Below are 18,150 nucleotides of genomic sequence, written 5' to 3' on the forward strand. Positions count from 1 at the left end.
ATAGGAGCTTATCTTTGAGTAGCATTAATTTTTGGCTAAATACTACTTTTTTGATAAAGACGGATGATCTGTCCATATATAACGCAGTAGCCAGTCTCTTGCCTCGCCCGCATAATCAATACCGATGCGCGGACGCAGGGTAACTGGTGGCTGGCAACCATCATCTTCAACCCAAACACTTGACTCTGGAGTGATAGTCTTACCATATAAACTACGATCAATTCGGAGACGTTTGGTCAATTTACCGGGGCCTGCTAGCTGTTTAGGATGAATCAGTTGCTTGTCCGCACTAAGGAGTTGCTCTTCTATCAAACGATCACTATCAGCAGTCAAAAACCCAGCTCGTATTAGTACGGCTTCTGGTGACTCCGCAGAGCCACTGACTAAATTAAGCATATGATGGATGCCATAAGTTAGATAGACATAAAATACACCGCCTTGGCTATACATAATCTCGGTACGCGCTGTACGTGTGCCAGCATGAGCATGGCAAGCCGCATCGCCCTCACCGATATAAGCTTCCGTTTCAGAAATACGCATGCGCAGTATCTTTCGCGAGCCATCGCTATCAGTCAGCTGTCGGCATAGTATCTTACCAATTAAATCAGCGGCAACCACACAAGTTGGGCGGGTAAACCATGAGGGTTCTAGTCTCGTTACTTGAGAAGGTGAGGATTGGGAAGGTGCTAACTTGGAAGATAATAGCGTAGACGTTGGCATCAATAAGACCTTTTTCTTGTTTTTATAATATTAATAGCTAATAACTTAGCATAAAAACAAGAAGCAGATAGCGCTAACAATGTTTGAGCTGTGTTTAGAGGATTTTGTGTAAAAACTGAGCGTGTTGAATCGTGACATATACATGCGTAAGGTTTAATAGTCTGTTATAGGCAGTTTCATACAATCGGTTTGTTATAGATGGTCTATTAACTGGATTGAAAGCATGATTAGCTGGTTCTTTTAGGCATAAGCTTGACGCTCTATTTTGGCAAACCTCGCATCGTTCACTTTATCTTTCATTGAGTTAAAGCGGACATATATACCCTCATTATCTTCTGTAGCATACCAATGCCCACCATTAGAACCTGTGCTTATTTCAAAAAACTTCTCGTTTACGATACTACCAACCGTGTAAACCTCTCCTTCTACATAACAAGTATTGCCATCCATACATATTAATTTATCACCAGTATTTATCATATTTTTCTTCTCTATTATCAAGGGCGGAGCGGCAACATAGTATTTCAGTTGCCTATCAAAATAAATTGATAAGGAGTTGAACGGTCGAAAATTTGTGCTGGGCAGTATATTGATGCAGATACGAGTCAAGTTTGGACGCATTTAGTCACTGAGTGACGTAAAATTAATGACATCCACAAAATGTGATTACGTCATTGCCCAAAGTTGGACGTTGAGAACATCACACCCAAAACCCTCGACTGTTCCTATAACAGAGTATATTTCAAACACAGAAACCAATCTTTATACCTAGCAAAGTTCACAGCGTCTAGTTTGGTTGCTTGTGTAGGAGCCAAACTCAATATTATTGACTGGTAGCGACAGAAAAATATTGTTGATAGCAGAAAATCAGAACCTACAATCCCCTAAAAGACTGGGGTTATAATAGCTAGATGCCTGTACAGCGCACCAATCACGATTTGAACTACTTATGAGGAAAACAACGACCATGCAAACACTAAAAAGATGCTTACTTATGGACTGCTAGTTTTAGGATTGTTCTTTGGAATGACGGTATCAGCTATAGCGATTCAAGAATTTGAAGAAGATGATTTTATTGAATGTACCCAACAAACTTTAGAGGACATACGAGATTTTAACGTGTATGAGGCTGCTGCGGAAAAAGGTGATCCAAGCGCTCAATCTGAAGTTGCAGTAATGTACTTTATTGGTCAAGGGGTAATAAAAGACATACCAACAGGCATCAAGTGGCTTGAAAAATCAGCAAATCAAGGTGATGCCACAGCACAGCACCATCTTAGCTTAATGTACAATCGGGGCTACGGTGTCCGTCAAAGCAAAATGGAAGCTAAAAAGTGGTTTGGTAAAGCTTGCGATAATGGCAGCCAAAGTGCCTGCGATGAATATAGGAAGTTAAATCAAAAATAATTCAAGCTATCTCCGAAATAATAATCAGGTGTACACCACGAGATACACTATTCATCATCCAATAAACATGCTTTAGCATCGCTTTGGGCTTTGGGCTTTGGGCTTTGGGCTTTGGGCTTTGGGCTTTGGGCTTTGGCTATTAGTGTATGGATTTTTGCACTTTCGACTGCTACATATAATTCATATTCAATGGTAGGCTTAGGCTTGTCATTTAAAAGGTTTGAAGGGCTTGGAAAATCTGGAATGTTTAAAGGGCTTAGAAGGTTTGCAGTATTTTCTTCTGGCAAATATTCGTTATAATCTGACTTGTCACTCATATTTTGCTCCTTTTAATATTCTTTAGATATTGGAATAATAGCAGACCACCGATAACTTGCATAAAAAAACTGAGCGCGGGGCTCAGTTTTTATTCTTAATTCAGCTTTTTCATAATCAAGACAGCGTTAATAAGATACTTAGTTTAAAGGCACGCCGATACGTTTGGCGACTTCTTCGTAGCCTTCAATCACGTCACCTAATGATTGTCGGAAACGGTCTTTATCTAATTTCTTCTTCGTGTTTTTGTCCCAAATACGGCAGCCGTCTGGTGAGAACTCATCACCTAAAACGATGCGATCATAGAAGACGCCAAACTCTAATTTAAAGTCTACTAACATCAAGTCGCTGGCATCGAACAGCGCTTTTAGAACATCATTGACTTGATGGCTCAATTCTTGCATTTTTGCTAACTGTGCATCCGTTGCCCAATTTAACGTCACCGCAATCGATTCGTTAACCAGCGGATCACCAAGCGCATCGTCTTTGTAAAACAGCTCAAAAGTAGGCGGCGTCAATGCCTGACCTTCCTCTAATCCTAAGCGACGTACCAAACTACCGGCAGCAAAGTTACGTACCACACACTCAACGGGAATCATATCCATACGCTTGACAAGAATTTCGTCACTCGATAGCTGCTTTTCAAAATGGGTCTCAATACCCGCATCTGCTAACTTTTGCATGATAAAAGCATTAAAGCGGTTATTCACTTCACCTTTACGTGCCAACTGCTCGATACGTTTGCCATCAAGAGCTGAGGTATCATCACGGAAGTGTAAAATCAAAAAATCCTCGTCATCGGTTTCGTAGACGGACTTGGCTTTGCCTTTATACAGCAGGTGTTGTCTTTGCATCATAGGGTCCTGTTCGTTCAAGCTTAGGTGGTGAAAACGCGCAGCTACCGCTAAAAAATTCGTATCAATATATTAGTATTTACGACAAGAATCTCAACGGTATAAATAGGGCTTAATGCTTATTTAGCCGGTGCAGCGGTGACAGCAACCGCTCGCTCAGGCTTGGGCAATTGGTACTGCTTACCCGCATCGTTTTGTAGGGTGAGTGTATTTACGCCCATATTTGGGGTGGGATATAAGGGTACAAAAGCAACAGTATCTTGCGCGACTGGTAACTGTATCGGAGCCAGCTTTTTGCTGTCTTGATAATCTAAGCTGCCGTTATCACGTTTGCCAATCCAGCCTTTTGCGGTTTGACAACCACTCAAAACTAAGGTGCTGCCCAATATCAAGGTCAACATAGCAGGGAGCATTTTTGGGGTGGTGAATGATGTTTTCATCATGTTGTCTCTACAGTGTCTATCAGAGTTAGCAATCAGCGCCTATACAGAACTGACGCTGATCGTTTTGTGCTGAACTTAAGCCTATTGCTTAATATTTACAGCAAATTGCCTTTTACAATGGTTCGCTTTTATATCAAGTTAGCTCGTACTAAAGCACTATCAATAGTCGCATGGTGCTCTTCGGCTAACCAAACCAGTGGCAGGCGAATACCAGTGTCTATCATACCCATTTTATGAAGCGCGTATTTAGCAGGTATGGGACTTGACTCAATGAAGAGGTCACGATGTAAGTGCTTGATAACATCGTGTGCGGCTTTAGCAGCAGAAAAGTCGCCACGTAGTGCTGCGGCAAAGGTAGTACTCATTGCTTGCGGCGCCACGTTGGCTGTGACTGAAATATTACCTTTACCACCGACTTTCATTAGTTCTAGAGACGTACCGTCATCACCTGATAGCACGACCATTCTATCGCCGACCGCTTTAATCAATTGCTCACCGCGTGCGACGGAACCGGTCGCATCTTTAATGGACACAATATTATCAATATCGGCTAAACGCTCAACGGTTTCTTGAGCGATATCGACCACGGTACGCCCCGGTACGTTATATAGCATTTGCGGTATATCGACGGCTTGGGCAATGGCTTTATAATGCTGATATAGGCCTTCTTGTGGCGGCTTATTATAATAAGGAGCAACCAGTAACGCGCAGTCCGCGCCGGCATCGGCAGCATCTTGGGTCAGCTTGATGGCTTCGGTAGTATTATTCGCACCCGTACCAGCAATAACAGGCACGCGGCCTTTGACATGCTGGACAAAAAAGCGAATCACATCGCTATGCTCTTGCATAGATAAGGTGGCCGATTCGCCGGTCGTACCCACAGCAACGAGGCAATGGGTGCCGTGCTCGATTTGCCAATCTATGAGGTCTGCCAGACGTTTATAATCGACCGTGCCATTGGGATGCATGGGCGTTACCAAGGCCACCATTGAGCCTTGAAGTCGGGTTTTGATGTCGTCGTATGCTGTGCTCATAACCTTGCCTTACTATATTATCCTAGCTTTTATTAAAGCTATCACATGCATGATAGGTCGCGTACAAGGACATAGCCTTGCTTGATGTTGGGGTCGTTATTGGTGCTATTGTTAATTTTATTGTAAGTATCATTTACTGATATGCGCTATGCTGGCTGACATGCAAGGCAGGTTGCGCCTAGCTATTAGCTTTAGTTATAACATATAATAAACGTCCGTTAGTGTAGCATATTTTGATTTGTCGGCCAGCTATCAATTAAGCAACAATTTGCTATTAATACCGCGAATAGCGTTATTTGTCACCTACTCTTATCACTATTCAATACGTAACCCAATGATAGCTGGGATACCTTGGCGCAGCACTTCAATTGTGACCACCCCTTTTTTGGGTAGCGATGAGATGGCACTAGAAAAGTCCGTCACTTTAGCAATCGGCTTTTGATGTAAGTTAGTGATGACGTCGCCCGCCATTAATCCTGAGCGCGCCGCTAGACCAGTAGGCTCAATGGCAGTGACTAAAATGCCGGTTTTGCCATCGGTTGCGAGCTCAGCTTGCTCATCAGGCGTTAAGTTACGCAGACGCAGACCTAAGCTCACATCACTATCTTGCTCAAGCCCTTTCGCTTGCACATCGCTTGGCGAATTTCCGAGCTTACCCGTCACTATCATCTGTTTACCATCACGCTGCAATTGGGCGCGGAAGTCATCTCCTGGTCGCGCGCGGTTGATGAAGTTCAATAGGTCGGAGGCACGCATAATTTGGCTGTCATTATACTGTAGAATAATATCACCAGATTTTAGTCCTGCTTTTTGGGCTGGTGAGTCTGCGGCAACCCGTGTCAATAGAGCTCCTTGAGGGCGCGATAACTTATAGACTTCAGCCAAATTGCGGTCGATATCTTGCGGATAAATGCCCAGATAGGCACGCTTTACCTCGCCATTGGTTTTGATTTGTTCATAAATATCCATCGCCGCGTCAATCGGGATGGAGAATGACAGCCCCATATAACCGCCGGTACCACTAAATATTCGCGAGTTAATACCGATGACTTCGCCGCGCTGATTGAATAATGGCCCACCTGAGTTACCAGGATTAAGCGCCACGTCGGTTTGAATAAAGGGCACACTGGTCTCGCGTGAAAAACTACGCGATTTGGCGCTGACAATACCGGCAGAAGCTGAGTAATCAAACCCAAATGGTGAGCCAATAGCCAATACCGGTTCCCCAACTTTTAAGACATTAGAATCGCCAATTGGCAGCGCTGGAAACTTATTACCAGTGACTTTTAATACCGCCACATCCGAGCGCTCATCGCTACCAACTAAGGTCACATCCAGCTCCGTGCGGTCATTCAAAGTGACGGTTATTTTATCAGCGCCCTCTACCACATGATGGTTGGTGAGCATATAACCGCTAGGCGTGATAAAAAACGCCGTCCCATAAGCATGCTCAATAGCGGGAGTCGCTGCCTGCTCAGGAATGCGCAAGCGATCGCCAAAGAACTGGCGTAATAGATCAGCTGTTTGCGCTTTGGCAAGCTCCGCCTCACTCACCGTTTTGGTGACGTTAACGCGGGCAACCCCAGGGGTCACTTGCTGCACGAGACCCGAGAAGTCGGCGGTAGAGACTGCAGCCTGAGCACTGGAAGCGATTGCCATATTGAGGCCGGCAGTCAATGTGATGCCCATAGCGACTGCTAACGCACTGCCCCGTAGCCAGTGGTGTACCTTATGTGTAGTCGAGTATCTGTACATATTATCGCCCTTGTGCGCTCTTAATATAGGTAGGTTATTATCAGTTTAGATTTAATTATTAGTCTATCTTTATTAATTAGTATGTCTTAACTTGTTCTTTTTAAACTTAGTTTGTTTAAATTCGGTTGTTTGCCTATTACTAACTTTATTATGCAAGATAACTGCCACTATGGCTATACGTATCATGAGCAGACTAGATTGCCTTTAATACAAGTAAAATAAAATCATGCTATGATAACCAGCCAAATTATTCAAATAGTCAGTCAAGTAACAAACAAATACCAATTAATAAAAGCGTTCAAAAGAAATGCAATAGAGACGTTTATTATACAAAGTTATTTCCTATTAATGACTCAAATTGGCAGTCTTTAACTTACCGTAATTCATTGTCTTTTATTCTATCAAATTAACCCTATTTTTGGGTTTTATTACCGCTGCTATTATATGCCATCATTACATGAAATGACTGGGATGCTAATTTTAATAGTGCTATTAATTTGGTAGTCTTATTGATTATAGCTATATTTGTTATGAGCAGCGCTATTATGGCGGTTTGCAATTTTTGCTATTATGATGTCGAAGTTCATGCCGTTATATGGGCAGCATATCAAGCTTATAAAAGGATTAATTTATGGATACTGCCCTATTGCTATCCGGCGTGGTTGGGATTGGCATCGCCGCCCAATGGTTGGCTTGGTATTTAAAGCAACCGTCCATTTTGTTTTTGTTGTTAATTGGCATTATTGTTGGACCCGTTCTAGGCTACTTTGATCCCGATTTAGTCTTAGGCGATCTGATGTTCCCATTTATCTCTTTGGGCGTCGCTATTATTTTGTTTGAAGGCTCACTGACCTTAGAGTTCGATGAGATTAAGCAACACGGTACTGTGGTACAGATGCTGGTGTCTGTCGGGGTGCTCATTACTATCGCCATCGTGGCCCTATCAACTTATCTGTTGTTCGATGTCGATCCCTTAATTGCCTTATTGTTCGGTGCGCTGGTCTGTGTGACCGGTCCAACCGTGATTATGCCGCTACTGCGCAGTGTCAACCCTAATAAGACTATCTCCAACATCTTAAAGTGGGAAGGTATTATCATCGACCCTATCGGCGCGATTGCGGTGGTACTGGTTTATGAATATATTATTTCTGGTGGCGAGGCCAGCAGCATTTTGCTATTTGCCAAGATTGTAGTACTGGCGACTGTATTAGGCTTGGTCGGGGCGTGGGTGCTCGCATTCTTAATGCGTAAAAATATGGTGCCTGAATTTTTGCGTAATGTCTTCACCCTCGCCTTTGTCCTGCTGCTGTTTTCGATATCTAACCATTTAGAACACGAGTCTGGGCTATTAACGGTCACAGTACTTGGGGTGGCGCTTGCTAACTGGCCAAAATTTCCTCGCGATAATATTTTAGAATTTAACGAATCGCTAACGCTTTTATTAATCTCGGTACTGTTTATCATTCTCGCCGCTCGTGTTGAGCTGGCAAGTCTGTTGAGCGTGGGCTTTGCCGGCCTTGTCTTGTTAGCCATAGTGATGTTTGTCGCCCGTCCCTTATCAGTATGGGCATCTTCTATTGGCTCTAACCTACAAACCAATGAAAAGCTTATGATTAGCTGGATTGGCCCGCGCGGTATTGTTGCCGCCGCCATCTCCTCACTATTCGCTATTCGTTTGCAAGAGTATGATATTCAAGGCGTTGAGCTACTCGTACCGCTGGTATTTATGGTCATTATTGGTACTGTGATGATTCAGGGCCTAGGCGCAAAAATGGTCGGCAACTGGTTAGGCGTCCGCGAACCTGAGACCAACGGTATTCTAGTAGTCGGCTCTAACCCAGTCGCGCTATTAGTCGCGTCCTCCTTAAAAGAGCAAGGCTTCGATGTCATCGTCGCGCACAATAACTATACCAACATTGCGCGCGCGCGTATGAGTGGCCTGCGTACTTACTTTGGTAACCCAATCTCAGATCATGCGGACCATCATCTCGACTTAATTGGTATCGGCCACCTATTTGCCATGAGTATGGATAAGGAGATGAACACCCTATCTGAGATTCATTATCGCCATGAATTCGGTGAGCAAAAACTTTATCGCCTCAAATTCAGTGATGAAAAGGTCAAAAGCGAGCGCGATGATAAGCAAGCTAATTTTCATTCACAATGGCTATTTGGCAAAGACGTAACCTATACCAAGCTTGCCAGCATGCTGTCCAAAAAAGCCCGTATTAAGATTACTAATATCACCGACAGCTATAGTTTTGCTCAATATAAAGCAGATAATAAGCAGTTCGTACCGCTTTATACCCTTGATAAAGAAGGCAAGATTCACGTCATTACTGATAAGTTCGATGGCAATGTCGCGCGTGATCGTAAACTTATCGCCTTGGTGGTTGATGACAATGTCCAACCAAAAGCGGTAGACGTCACTGCTAAACAAGAGCAAGCTCGCGCGGTTGCAGATGCTGACTTTGAGGCCAAATCTAAAGCGCCTGAAAAGCGTAAAGAAAAAGAATTAACTGATGGTATTGTGGACGCACCAGCGCAAGAGTTGTCGGTAGAAGGCAAAGAGAATGTTGAGCAGGATGATTCAGATAGTGCCGCTACGACACCATTGCCAACAAAGTCAGCAGAACAAGCTGTTAAAGTAGCCACCGATAAAGAAGCAGCTTCGAAAGAAAAGCCTACTAGCGTAAAGACGAAAGGCGTCAAGTCTGATAATTCATCCGCAACATCAAAAGATAAGACGGTTATTAAAACCAATGCTAATGGTAGTGGTAGCGCGCCTAAAACCAAAAAAGGCTCGCTTGATCCCAATCGTTTGCCGGATACCGATAATAGTAAAAAAAAGGAAGCTAGCAACATTAATACTGCTGACAGTAATGACACCACTACTGATAACAAAACTGCTGATAACGTTGAAAGTAGTTCCAATGATAATGCCAAGAAAAACAAAGGCAGTCAGGATGAATAGCACAATCAGGATAAGTAGCCCTTTATAAAGAAGCATGTATTCTGAAATTTAAATAAAAACCCCAGCATCAATAGCTGGGGTTTTTATTTAAATTTGATTATCAAAGCATGCAAACGCTATGTATTATGCTAAGAAATATCGAAGCGAGACTGCACCACTTCCCAAACGCGCGCGCTGACCGCGTCCGCACTACCTGCTGCGTCAATGCGTTGGATACGCTCAGGATGCTCGGTAGCAAGCGCAATAAAGCCAGCATGTACACGCGTAAAAAATGCCGCCGCCTGCTGTTCAAAACGATCAGCCGCACTGCGTTTACCCGCACGCGCCATACCTTCAAGCACGGGTAAATCTAACCACAATGTCAATTCAGGCTGACAGGGGATAAACTGCGTCATAAGAGACTCAATTTTGGTCAATACCGCACTATCGCCATCCGCCCGACCAAAGCCTTGATAAGCAATGGTCGAGTCGATAAAGCGGTCGCATATCACCCATGTTCCACGCTGCACGGCCGGTAAGATAATCTGCTGAATATGATCACAGCGCGCTGCAAATAATAACAACAGTTCCGTATCGTCATTAATATCCGTGGCAGGATCTAATAAGATATCACGCAACCGTTCAGCAAATGGGCTACCACCCGGCTCACGCGTGCGTAGATAGTCGATACCAGCGGCTTGCAGTTGCACACATAGCGCTTCGATAGCTGTGGTTTTACCAACGCCTTCGGACCCTTCAAAGCTGATAAAGCGTCCTTTCTGCGCGAACTTATCCACATTATCAGCGTTAGTTCGAATAGATTTAGCGTTTAAAGATGCTGACATGATGTTGCCTTATATAGCTTATCTCTTTGTTACCTGCTCTAACACAGCCTAATAATTACTAACATTATCAGCACTTATTCTGGCGGCGTTTGTGATTTTTTCTCACGCATTACGTTTAGATATTCTTTTACTGCGCGGTTATGATCCGCCAAGCTATTGGTAAACTTATGTCCACCGTTACCGGTCGCCACAAAGTACAGCACATCGCTATCGGCAGGATGCAAGGTAGCTTCAATAGAGGCCGCTGACGGCAACGCGATTGGCGTAGGTGGTAGGCCATCGATTTGGTAAGTGTTATAAGCTGTTTTTTCATCGATATCTTTGCGGCGAATATTACCTTCATAACGACTGCCCATACCATAAATAATGGTCGGATCGGTCTGCATGCGCATGCCCATATTTAGGCGGTTATTGAATACTGCCGATACCAAGGGACGCTCTTCTGCCACGCTGGTTTCTTTTTCGATAATAGAGGCCATAATTAGCGCTTCATAAGGACTGTTATAAGGCAAGTTTGGCGCGCGATTCTCCCACGCTTTGGTGAGCGCTTGCTGCTGTAGCTTATACAAATCCGTCAGCACCTGTTTATCCGTTGCGCCCTCGCCATAATAATAGGTATCAGGGGCAAACCAACCCTCAAGATTATGATTGACGATATAATCATCACTATTAGTCACCGAGTCCGGCAACACGCCATTGAGATCAAGCGCCTGTGCGATACTGGCATTATCTGCATCATCGGTGAGTACTTCTTTTTTGATACCTTTGATATCACGTAGGGTTTGGTATAAGTCTTTTGAGGTTTTGCCCTCGATAAGTTGTACCTTAAGCATCGCCACTTTTGCGCCTTGCTCTAGCACTTGCAAAGCTTCGGCTATCGTTGGGTTCTCAGGTAATTGATAAATACCTGCGTGTAATGGCGCGTCCACTTGCGACTTAATATAAAGCTTAGCAATGCTGGCAGAAAACAGAGGAACATGCTGCCACTGCGGCAATAAGCCATAATAGGTATCACCCTGCTCAATTGTCACCATCTGTTGCGGTTGGTGAATGCGTCCAAATAAAGTCTGATATACCATCACCAACAAGAATGCGGCAATCAGCCCGAGCACCAGCAATATCTGATAGCCGCGCTGCATAAAAAATGACGGATTATCTGTTTTGTAGTGCCGTTTGGTACTTTGTTCATTGATGAGAGAGATATCAGTCACCGGTACTTTATCTTTATCTGCGTCCGCCCTACTCGCGCTATTATTATGATTTGCCTGAGTCTGCTCCGCACGCGCCTCGTCAGCCGTCACTGGGTCAGAAGTTAACGGCGTATCGGTACGTTCATTCGTATTAGCGCTCTCATTAACGGTACTGTCTTTTTTATTTGAATCGTTATCATTAGATTGATTAGGCGGCGTTTCGGGTGTCGGCGTGCTCATGGCTACTCATAAGGCAGAAGTTTGTTAGAATTTAGCATTGAACTGTGGGATTTTCAATGTTATTTGCTCAGTCGTTAATAATTTGCTAATTAATGTCTTATTTAATTTAGCATTTAGCTTACTCTTTAATGTAATTTTCTACCTCTATAACACGGCTTTTTACTATGGATTTAAACTTTAATCAAACGCTGGCTGCTAACTATCGCTCACCATCACAAATCATTCGCGTGCTTAGTGAGGCGTGGGTGAAAGACAATGGCTACTGTCCTAATTGTAGCGCCCAGCCGTTAGCTGAATTTGCCAATAACCAACCGGTTGCTGATTTTTATTGCGCCAACTGTACCGAACAATTTGAGCTGAAAAGTAAAAAGGCTAAGTTAAGCAATATGATTAACGATGGCGCTTATGACACTATGATGCAGCGCATTAATAGTGAAGACAATCCCAGCTTTTTCTTTTTAACCTACTCTAAAGAACTCAGCGTAAATAACTTTTTAATCATTCCTAAGCATTTTTTTAAGTCCGACATGATTATTAAACGTAAGCCTTTATCACCGACAGCAAAACGCGCAGGCTGGATCAGCTGTAATATTGATTTACGCAAAGTACCTGAATCCGGCAAAGTATTTTTGGTCAAAAACCAACAAGTGATATCACGAGATACTGTCACTCAAAAATTCCAGCAAACGCTATTTCTACGTGAGCTATCTGTACAATCTCGTGGTTGGACACTTGACGTTATGCAGTGTGTAGACAAACTACCTGAGCGTTTTACGCTTGCGCAAGTTTATAGCTTTAGCGATATTCTACAAGCTCTCCATATGAACAATAACAATGTACACGCCAAAATCCGTCAACAGCTCCAAATTTTACGCGATAAAGGGATTATTGAGTTTTTGAGTCGCGGTCATTACCGAAAGACAATATGAATCGCTCTATTCATACTAAGCGCTTTTCAGGATAGCCTTTAGGTCTTAGGCGCCCTTTTGTATCAAAATAAGCGGGTGTAGTTAGTATTTTTTGCTCATCCCAAAGCGGCAAGCACTTGGTTGCAACAAGACGCTCATGATATCTATGAGGCGGATAATCCATCTCTAACTCATCATTGATAGGGAAAAAATGTTGAGCATCGTCATCTAAACAAGTATAGCGTCTATTTTTCACATAGTTTTGCCACTGCCATAATAGCGCAATGGGCGTACGAACAGGTTTAGTGAATGCTTGCCTTCTCACAGTAATAGCGCACATGACATACTCGTAATGAGGTAGACGATGGACACCTTGCTCAATCACCTCCCTGCGTATATGCGCGTATTCAAACATCCCACCATAGGCGATATATTTTCTACAGTCCTGTAAATACATAACGCCGAACGCTAGTTTTGTATGCTGTGATAAATGAACAACTTTATTTGGTTTGTTCTTCGCTTTCCGGCAAATTTCATTAAATATCATCAATCGGCGAACATGCAATGGGATGATGGTTTGTTCATAAATAGGACGCATCATTTTCTCCTTTTAAAAAAGGATCATTGATCAACTGGCATCAAGACACAAGCCTGCGTAACAAAAGACGATCACTTCTTTTGATATCCTAAAGAACTTAAGAAAGATGACTAAAATCGTTTGTTGAGCTTAAGAGTAGATATGATGAACAAAAAGGTAAAGGTAGCAAAAACGTTTCACATCGAAATCGTCGAGACGTTAAGCCGGATTATTGACATTGTATCTGAGGACGAGCAACCCGCACTTTTAAAAGCGCAGGAACTTTATAGAAACGAAGAAGTTGTTCTAGATTCAGAAGACTATATAGATACCAAGTACAATGTTTTTGAACGGGAATAGACCGTCAAATTGAGAAACAAATCTTCTCACCCGTCAGCAGGCTAAGCGCGGACACCGGAGTAATCCCACGCACCGCATTACAGAAGAACATCTGAAATAGATTTGGCAAATCAGTATCGGTAAGTGGTCGCTCGACAACCGGAGTAGCTGAAGCCGCAAAAGCATCCATAATCACAGCGCGCATGACTCCATGCACACCAGAACACTTAAGCGGCGGTGTAAACCACTGCGCTGGTGCTTGATTATCAGTTTTGGAGGGATATTGAGTTTGAGAGTTGAGCTGATAGAACATATTGCTCATCGTACCCTCGACCCAATTGCCAGTCATATCACGAACCAGCCCTTCGCCCCATTCTCCACTTAAACCCTTGCCGCTAACCAATTGCAATTGCGCCGCTTTGATACGCTGTAGCTCGCCACTGGCAAGGACACTATCAAGACGATTGAGGCTTTTTAGACCTGCCAAAGTTGGTGGTAAACAGGCCAGCTGGGCAGTTAGGCACACAGCAGAAATAGCCGGCTGCATGGGTACCGAGTGACCATTAAGCAGATGCCAATGTTTGATAGTGGCTATGGTCATGTTTGTTGCTTTTAGCCGAACCTCGCACTGACTACCAGCGGCACTTGCTGTAAAGCCATAACCGCGAACGCTTTGCGCAGCACGGGTGACGATTAATTTAAGCACGCCGTTTCGCATCTGCTGGGCATGAGATTGCAGGCTCATCAATAGCGCGTCACTATCAATATCGAGCTGCAAGGCTTGCGCATGCGAACAGAGACGCTGATGATGATAGTCGTGCCACAATATCGCGCCATCGATGACGCCCATAGTGGTAAAGAATCCGTCACCATACGCCAGTCCCCGATTATCGAGGCTGAAGGTATTGCTTGAACTGTTGTTTAAACCGTTATTTAAGCTACCCGCATCTTGCGACCGCAAGCATGTCCAGCCATCACAACTGTCCAAATTATCATGTCTATCGCAACTATCCGAGCTATCAAGGTCATTTATCATAGCTAAGTTATCTTATCTTTTCTATATTCTATTCAGCGGTAACTCCTGACTCTTCAACTTTTACCCCTGATTTATTAAGTATCAGCATACAGCTATAAAACTCGCATTTCGCCAGTTCTATTTTTTGATTGCCAGTTGATTTATTTTTTATGATTTGACCGCCGAGTATGTCTGCCAGCACTTTGCCGCCCTCATCGCCCATGAGTTGCCGCGCCAGCTTATACGCTTTTTCGGCATGGGAACGACTCAAATCTTTTTCTTTATCGGTATCGGTTGGATTGGCATAATACCAGCCAAGCTCAAGGTATTTTTTAGAATCAATCAAATCTAAATACGGCTCGTCAGTATCCATAAAACGATATTTGGTCGCAGGACTACTGGTGTAGTCTAAGCTATTCTCATCCGTGCTCAAAACCTTGCCAAAAGTAGATTTAATCTTATCAAGCTCATCAACATTAAGCGAATCAACACTGTCTTTGCCCCATGCGGACACATCATAGCTGACGGGCACGCCTTGCTCGACGGTGGCCCCATCTAAATCGCCATCTAGAGCAGGACTGCCTTGTACCGGCGCTGCTGATTGTTCGCCACTAATATCAGAGGCAACTTCTTCGACGGTGTTTTGTTTTGAGCCATCACATGCGCTCAATGAAACGCCGGCTGCCATCATTATACTGACCGCAAGGGTCTGTAGGGGTTTATTCCACATGGGCAATTTACTCACACTTTTTGGGTTGGTCTCAGGATAGTATTAACGAGCCGGCAACGCTGCCGCTGATAATGAAGAATAATATTTTATAAAGATTTGTCATCGATAGCTAGAGTCATATTTCATGTTATAAATAGCTAAACCACATAAACAGCGAACTTATATAGAATTGATACGCCAAGAGTGCTCGCATGACCATTATGTTAATAGCTATATTGATGGCATATTTATACCTACATAGATACCGAATTAATATCGAAGTTTTCTGACTTACAGTTTACCCAACTGCCTAGCCGTTGACTACCTCTTACGTTACGCATAACAATCGCCGAGGGTACAAATTTGTTAAAAACCTGGTTATCACCTATGATGATTGTGGCCTATTGTTTTATGGTAGAAGTACAACAGGTATTAATAGTAAAAAATTTACCTGACAAACAGTTAGTCAATAACTGGCAATTCGATAGAAGATGACTTAACACCTGAATTAATATGTAATTTAACATGTGACTGAACAACAGCAACTTAACAATAAGTACCAGCAATTTTATAATTTTTGACCTTTCACCGATTACAGGCAGCAGGTAGGCTATGAAGCAAACGACCATCCATTTTATCGTTATTGGCAATCCAATTGCCCACAGTAAGTCTCCTGAGATCCATCAAGTATTTGCCGCGCAACCGGAGCTTGATATCAGCTATCAGCGCCAGTACTGTCCGGACGATGCTGAGAGCTTTACCGCTGTAGTCGAGGCATTTTTTCATGGTGGCGGCGTGGGTGCAAATGTAACTGTACCTTTTAAGCAGGTAGCTTATAATATCTGTCTAACCCGTGGCGGCTTATCTGAGCATGCTAAAGTCGCTGGTGCAGTCAATACGCTGCTGACAAAGGATGGTGCGCTATATGGCGATAATACCGATGGGCAAGGACTGGTCAATCATATGACTCGACTGGGCTGGCCGCTTGCTAGCATGCGAGTGGCACTCCTTGGCGCAGGCGGTGCAGCGCGTGGCGTGGTATTGCCACTTATTCAAGCTAGTATTGGCGAGCTCACTATTGCTAACCGCACCCCAAGTAAGGCAGAAACCTTAGTAGCTGAACTCAGCGCTGCTAGCCCTACCATTAATAAGCATGACATCAATACTTGCGCGACAGCTGAGCTAACCGGTGAGTTTGATTTGATTATTAATGCCACATCGATTGGTCTATCAGGTGATACTTTGCCTTTAGCTGATAATCTAAACTGTCATTATGCTTACGATATGATGTATGGACGCGAGCTGCCATTTTTACAGCATTTTGCCGCACGCGAAGCTCAAGTATCTGAAGGTTATGGCATGCTCATTGGACAAGCCGCATTAAGTTTTAAGCGTTGGACGGGACAGTCTATTGATGTGGCGCAGGCGACTACAACATTGAAAATGTTGCATTAAAAAATCAATATGCATAACTAATTCTAACTAAAGCGCGTCAGCAGCCAGCTCTCCACTCGCCGTAAAGGAGTGCGTAGCGTAGCTGAATGCATAACCAAACCGCCGCTCAGACCAACCATGCAACCAAGCGCAGTATCAAGCAAACGTGCACGAACAACCCCTTGATACATTTCTGGAGCAAGGGGTAAGCCGCTACCATATTCCGCAATAAATATCGTCAGCGGAGTAATAAATATCACTGCCATGCCATAATGACGGTCAACCAGTGACTCAATGCACAGTATGATCATTAATAAGGCAGCCGCCACGCCCCACATTGACAAACCCCACGATAACATCCAACTCGCCAGCCCAATACCTATCAAAGTTCCAAGCAAACGATGTAGCTGCTTAATCCATATCGTCCGCAGATGAATACCTTGAATAATAATAAAACAACTCACAGCCGCCCAATAGGGATTAGACATCTTCAGTATTAATGCTATTAATAACGACAGACTGACAAAGCTGGCCACAATGATACTTTCACTGATGGTATCCGGCTCATAGCTATAAGTTGGTGCCGGCTGCGTTGGTCGTGTGGCAAGTAAAAACAGCGAGTATAGCAGCCCCATAAATATCGCAAAACCACTTCCTAACATCACCAAACCCGTCGCCGGTAATATTTGCGCCAGTGGCAGCGGAATAAACAGCGCAATGGCACTCGCCATCATAATGAATAAACCAGCGGGAGGCGGCTGACGATAATAGCGCCCCAAAACCACGATACCAAAGGCCACTGCTGTAAATACTGGCAGCCTCAAAATAGGCACTTGCTGCGCGATAAGCCCTAGCGCAAAACACAGCGACATGGCAAAGCCCCATGCCATTAACGTCACCAGCCGATGAGGCAACGACCCCACTAATGGTAAGTTTAAAATCACCATAGCCCCTAAGGATGCCTTAATCCCTGAAGATAACGCACCAAAATAGGCGCCCACAAATACGGGGAAGCTGATCGCAATAGCGGCAATAATCGGCATGTGCCACGGCCGGCGACTTTTATTGATGGTGAGCAGATGCGCAAGCTCTCCATTGATTAGACGCTTAAGCGCGGCCACGTTCTGCGAGGTGTTCATCAACGAAAATCCTAATTTAAATGACTTGACTGTAGTTTGTGTAGCGCTAGTTTAGTAGGTAAGTATTGCACTGTTTAAGGTGGCACACTGGTACGGTATCAACAATTCATTATTTATAACCTTGTTATCACAGATAAAATGGTGAATTATAATATAAGGTAATGACTCTTATATATACATATGAATTTTAGTTATGAATCATAGTTTTGTCTGAACAAAACACTTATACTAAGAAACACCTAACACTGAGTTAACCACTTAAGCAGTACTTAA

The 18,150-nt window shown here is 43.7% G+C and carries 18 protein-coding genes; 5 read left to right on the plus strand and 13 right to left on the minus strand.

Annotated elements, in window-relative coordinates:
* Nucleotides 1-42: 42 nt before the first annotated feature.
* The gene (locus JMY06_RS00465) at nucleotides 43-720 is read right to left on the minus strand and encodes a DNA-3-methyladenine glycosylase (RefSeq protein ID WP_201526287.1); all 678 of its coding nucleotides are present in this window, start codon (nucleotides 718-720) and stop codon (nucleotides 43-45) included.
* 240 nt (nucleotides 721-960) lie between these two features.
* Nucleotides 961-1,200: a hypothetical protein gene (locus JMY06_RS00470; protein WP_201526285.1), complete on the minus strand. Its 240-nt coding sequence runs from the start codon at nucleotides 1,198-1,200 to the stop codon at nucleotides 961-963.
* A gap of 546 nt (nucleotides 1,201-1,746) precedes the next feature.
* On the opposite strand from JMY06_RS00470, the gene JMY06_RS00475 reads away from it, so the two are divergent.
* On the plus strand, nucleotides 1,747-2,127 hold the full coding sequence (locus JMY06_RS00475) for a tetratricopeptide repeat protein (protein WP_201615513.1): 381 nt from the start codon (nucleotides 1,747-1,749) through the stop codon (nucleotides 2,125-2,127).
* A 47-nt stretch (nucleotides 2,128-2,174) separates the two neighbouring features.
* Here JMY06_RS00475 and JMY06_RS00480 read toward each other — a convergent pair whose 3' ends face one another.
* The 5 genes from JMY06_RS00480 to JMY06_RS00500 form a co-directional block, all read right to left on the minus strand.
* A complete protein-coding gene (locus tag JMY06_RS00480) occupies nucleotides 2,175-2,444 on the minus strand; it encodes a hypothetical protein (RefSeq protein ID WP_201615514.1) in 270 nt (89 codons plus the stop codon).
* Between the two features lie 138 nt (nucleotides 2,445-2,582).
* Nucleotides 2,583-3,296 carry a phosphoribosylaminoimidazolesuccinocarboxamide synthase gene (gene purC, locus JMY06_RS00485; RefSeq protein WP_201615628.1) on the minus strand — a complete coding sequence of 238 codons (714 nt, stop codon included), beginning with the start codon at nucleotides 3,294-3,296 and terminating at the stop codon, nucleotides 2,583-2,585.
* Nucleotides 3,297-3,415: 119 nt separating this feature from the next.
* On the minus strand, nucleotides 3,416-3,739 hold the full coding sequence (locus JMY06_RS00490) for a hypothetical protein (protein WP_201526277.1): 324 nt from the start codon (nucleotides 3,737-3,739) through the stop codon (nucleotides 3,416-3,418).
* 128 nt (nucleotides 3,740-3,867) lie between these two features.
* Entirely contained in the window at nucleotides 3,868-4,773 is a 906-nt protein-coding gene (gene dapA / locus JMY06_RS00495; protein ID WP_201526276.1) for a 4-hydroxy-tetrahydrodipicolinate synthase, read from the minus strand.
* Nucleotides 4,774-5,088: 315 nt separating this feature from the next.
* Complete coding sequence (locus JMY06_RS00500) at nucleotides 5,089-6,462, minus strand: Do family serine endopeptidase (protein WP_413786876.1); 1,374 nt, start codon at nucleotides 6,460-6,462, stop codon at nucleotides 5,089-5,091.
* Between the two features lie 697 nt (nucleotides 6,463-7,159).
* Here JMY06_RS00500 and JMY06_RS00505 point away from each other — a divergent pair.
* Nucleotides 7,160-9,502: a cation:proton antiporter gene (locus tag JMY06_RS00505; protein WP_201615516.1), complete on the plus strand. Its 2,343-nt coding sequence runs from the start codon at nucleotides 7,160-7,162 to the stop codon at nucleotides 9,500-9,502.
* 128 nt (nucleotides 9,503-9,630) lie between these two features.
* Here the strand turns inward: JMY06_RS00505 and tmk are convergent, their stop codons facing one another.
* Together tmk and mltG are read right to left on the minus strand one after the other, a co-directional pair.
* A complete protein-coding gene (gene tmk, locus JMY06_RS00510; protein WP_201615517.1) occupies nucleotides 9,631-10,326 on the minus strand; it encodes a dTMP kinase in 696 nt (231 codons plus the stop codon).
* Nucleotides 10,327-10,400: 74 nt separating this feature from the next.
* Entirely contained in the window at nucleotides 10,401-11,756 is a 1,356-nt protein-coding gene (gene mltG / locus JMY06_RS00515) for an endolytic transglycosylase MltG (RefSeq protein ID WP_201615518.1), read from the minus strand.
* 164 nt (nucleotides 11,757-11,920) lie between these two features.
* On the opposite strand from mltG, the gene JMY06_RS00520 reads away from it, so the two are divergent.
* A complete protein-coding gene (locus JMY06_RS00520) occupies nucleotides 11,921-12,685 on the plus strand; it encodes a DpnI domain-containing protein (protein ID WP_201615519.1) in 765 nt (254 codons plus the stop codon).
* 10 nt (nucleotides 12,686-12,695) lie between these two features.
* On the opposite strand, the gene JMY06_RS00525 is transcribed toward JMY06_RS00520, so the two are convergent.
* The gene (locus JMY06_RS00525) at nucleotides 12,696-13,265 is read right to left on the minus strand and encodes a hypothetical protein (protein ID WP_227672089.1); all 570 of its coding nucleotides are present in this window, start codon (nucleotides 13,263-13,265) and stop codon (nucleotides 12,696-12,698) included.
* Between the two features lie 138 nt (nucleotides 13,266-13,403).
* Here JMY06_RS00525 and JMY06_RS00530 point away from each other — a divergent pair, with 138 nt between their 5' ends.
* Complete coding sequence (locus JMY06_RS00530) at nucleotides 13,404-13,601, plus strand: DpnD/PcfM family protein (protein WP_227672090.1); 198 nt, start codon at nucleotides 13,404-13,406, stop codon at nucleotides 13,599-13,601.
* Between the two features lie 4 nt (nucleotides 13,602-13,605).
* Here the strand turns inward: JMY06_RS00530 and JMY06_RS00535 are convergent, their stop codons facing one another.
* Together JMY06_RS00535 and JMY06_RS00540 are read right to left on the minus strand one after the other, a co-directional pair.
* Nucleotides 13,606-14,616, minus strand: coding sequence for an aminotransferase class IV (locus tag JMY06_RS00535; RefSeq protein WP_201615520.1), 1,011 nt, complete (start codon nucleotides 14,614-14,616; stop codon nucleotides 13,606-13,608).
* Nucleotides 14,617-14,644: 28 nt separating this feature from the next.
* Nucleotides 14,645-15,325 (minus strand): hypothetical protein, encoded by a 681-nt coding sequence (locus JMY06_RS00540; RefSeq protein WP_201615521.1) that lies wholly within the window; start codon nucleotides 15,323-15,325, stop codon nucleotides 14,645-14,647.
* 591 nt (nucleotides 15,326-15,916) lie between these two features.
* Between JMY06_RS00540 and aroE the strand changes: the two genes are divergently transcribed.
* Nucleotides 15,917-16,759, plus strand: coding sequence for a shikimate dehydrogenase (gene aroE, locus JMY06_RS00545; RefSeq protein WP_201615522.1), 843 nt, complete (start codon nucleotides 15,917-15,919; stop codon nucleotides 16,757-16,759).
* A 23-nt stretch (nucleotides 16,760-16,782) separates the two neighbouring features.
* On the opposite strand, the gene JMY06_RS00550 is transcribed toward aroE, so the two are convergent.
* Nucleotides 16,783-17,877, minus strand: coding sequence for an FUSC family protein (locus JMY06_RS00550; protein WP_201615523.1), 1,095 nt, complete (start codon nucleotides 17,875-17,877; stop codon nucleotides 16,783-16,785).
* Nucleotides 17,878-18,150 lie beyond the last annotated feature (273 nt).

This window comes from Psychrobacter urativorans, from assembly GCF_904846675.1.
Classification (GTDB): Bacteria; Pseudomonadota; Gammaproteobacteria; order Pseudomonadales; family Moraxellaceae; genus Psychrobacter; species Psychrobacter urativorans_B.